Origin of the sequence: Oceaniglobus trochenteri, assembly GCF_020529025.1 — a bacterium.
Classification (GTDB): Bacteria; Pseudomonadota; Alphaproteobacteria; order Rhodobacterales; family Rhodobacteraceae; genus Oceaniglobus; species Oceaniglobus trochenteri.
In genome coordinates this window covers 10001-12153 of sequence record NZ_JACNMM010000025.1, presented here as the reverse complement: position 1 = coordinate 12153, position 2153 = coordinate 10001, and the positions used below count along the sequence as shown (strand labels likewise).

Genomic DNA, 2153 nt, shown 5'->3' with positions numbered 1-2153 from the left:
GTAAACTCTTCTCGTTTGAGAGATTATGTATTCTTTACTAGGTTTGGCGGTGACCTACTCTCCCACGTCTTAAGACGCAGTACCATTGGCGCGACGGCACTTAACGGCCGAGTTCGGGATGGGATCGGGTGTTTTGCTCGCGCTATGACCACCAAACCGAGTAAAGAATACATGCCTGTCTGCCTTTGCAGTCAGGTCTTTGCTGTGCCTTGGCGGGCTCTGGTTCGAACCTGCCCTGGCACAGCCATCAGTTGAGGTGCAGCCTGTCTGGGCTGCGACTTATCCAAGTCTTGTACACCTGGTGTACTTTTGATCTGTTTCCTGTCGGTTTTCACCGACGGGAAGTCCAGCTTCCACTGGATCAAATCAAGCCTATCGAGCAATTAGTACCGGTCAACTGAGCACATTGCTGCGCTTACATCTCCGGCCTATCGACGAGGTGGTCTACCTCGGCTCTCAGGGATACCTTGTTTTGAGGGGGGCTTCCCGCTTAGATGCCTTCAGCGGTTATCCTTTCCGATCATAGCTACCCAGCACTGCTCCTGGCGGAACAACTGGTACACCAGTGGATCGTTCACCCCGGTCCTCTCGTACTAGGGGCAACTCCTCTCAAGTATCCTACACCCACGGCAGATAGGGACCGAACTGTCTCACGACGTTCTAAACCCAGCTCACGTACCTCTTTAAACGGCGAACAGCCGTACCCTTGGGACCTGCTCCAGCCCCAGGATGAGATGAGCCGACATCGAGGTGCCAAACGGTGCCGTCGATATGGACTCTTGGGCACCATCAGCCTGTTATCCCCGGCGTACCTTTTATCCGTTGAGCGATGGCCCTTCCACTCGGGACCACCGGATCACTATGGCCGACTTTCGTCTCTGCTCGACATGTCCGTCTTGCAGTCAGGCTGGCTTCTGCCATTGCACTCAACGAGCGATTTCCGACCGCTCTGAGCCAACCTTCGCGCGCCTCCGTTACTCTTTGGGAGGCGACCGCCCCAGTCAAACTACCCGCCACACAGGGTCCCGGATCCGGATAACGGACCGCGGTTAGACATCAAGCAAAGCAAGGGTGGTATCTCAAGGATGGCTCCACAGAAACTGGCGTTCCTGCTTCAAAGCCTACCACCTATCCTGCACATGCCTGGCCTGATGCCAATGTGAAGCTGTAGTAAAGGTGCACGGGGTCTTTCCGTCTAACCGCGGGAAGCCTGCATCTTGACAGGCAATTCAATTTCGCTGAGTCGATGTTGGAGACAGCGGGGAAGTCGTTACGCCATTCGTGCAGGTCGGAACTTACCCGACAAGGAATTTCGCTACCTTAGGACCGTTATAGTTACGGCCGCCGTTTACCTGGGCTTCAATTCAAGGCTTGCACCTCTCCTTTTAACCTTCAGGCACCGGGCAGGCGTCAGACCCTATACGTCGTCTTGCGACTTCGCAGAGCCCTGTGTTTTTAGTAAACAGTCGCCACCCCCTGGTTTGTGCCCCCGCCCAAGAGTTGCCTCCTGAACGGGCCTCCTTCTCGCGAACTTACGGAGGTATTTTGCCGAGTTCCTTCAACATCGTTCTCTCAAGCGCCTTGGTATTCTCTACCAGTCCACCTGTGTCGGTTTAGGGTACGATCCAGCGATGGAGCTATTTCCAGGAACCGCTCAGCAGCCCATTCAATCCGATAAGGATGAACTACCTCTGCGATCCGTCACTTCCATCTGGCCCAGGAATATTAACCTGGTTCCCATCGACTACGCCTTTCGGCCTCGCCTTAGGGGTCGGCTTACCCTGCTCAGATTAGCTTTAAGCAGGAACCCTTGGACTTTCGGCGACAGGGTCTCTCACCCTGTTTGTCGCTACTCATGTCATCATTCTCACTAGTGATCTCTCCACCGGATCGCTCACGCGCCGGCTTCACAGAAAAGACTGTTATCTGCGCTACCGCTTCGCTACTTGAGCGCGGTTGCCCGCGCCCCTGCATCGGGCGGTAAAACAGATAAAGTCTTATGTCACACTACGCTCCGCTACCATGCACTATGTGCATCCTAAGCTTCGGCTCATGGCTTGAGCCCCGTTACATCTTCGCCGCAAGACAGCTTGTCTAGACCAGTGAGCTGTTACGCTATCTTTAAAGGATGGCTGCTTCTAAGCCAACCTCCT

General features: G+C 54.6%; 2 rRNA genes (1 of these 2 cut by a window edge). Both read right to left on the bottom strand.

Annotated elements, in window-relative coordinates:
* Window positions 1-41 precede the first annotated feature (41 nt).
* Window positions 42-156, bottom strand: a 5S ribosomal RNA gene (gene rrf, locus H7828_RS22410).
* A 206-nt stretch (window positions 157-362) separates the two neighbouring features.
* Window positions 363-2153: ribosomal RNA gene (locus tag H7828_RS22405) — 23S ribosomal RNA — on the bottom strand (it continues 1149 nt past the right edge of the window).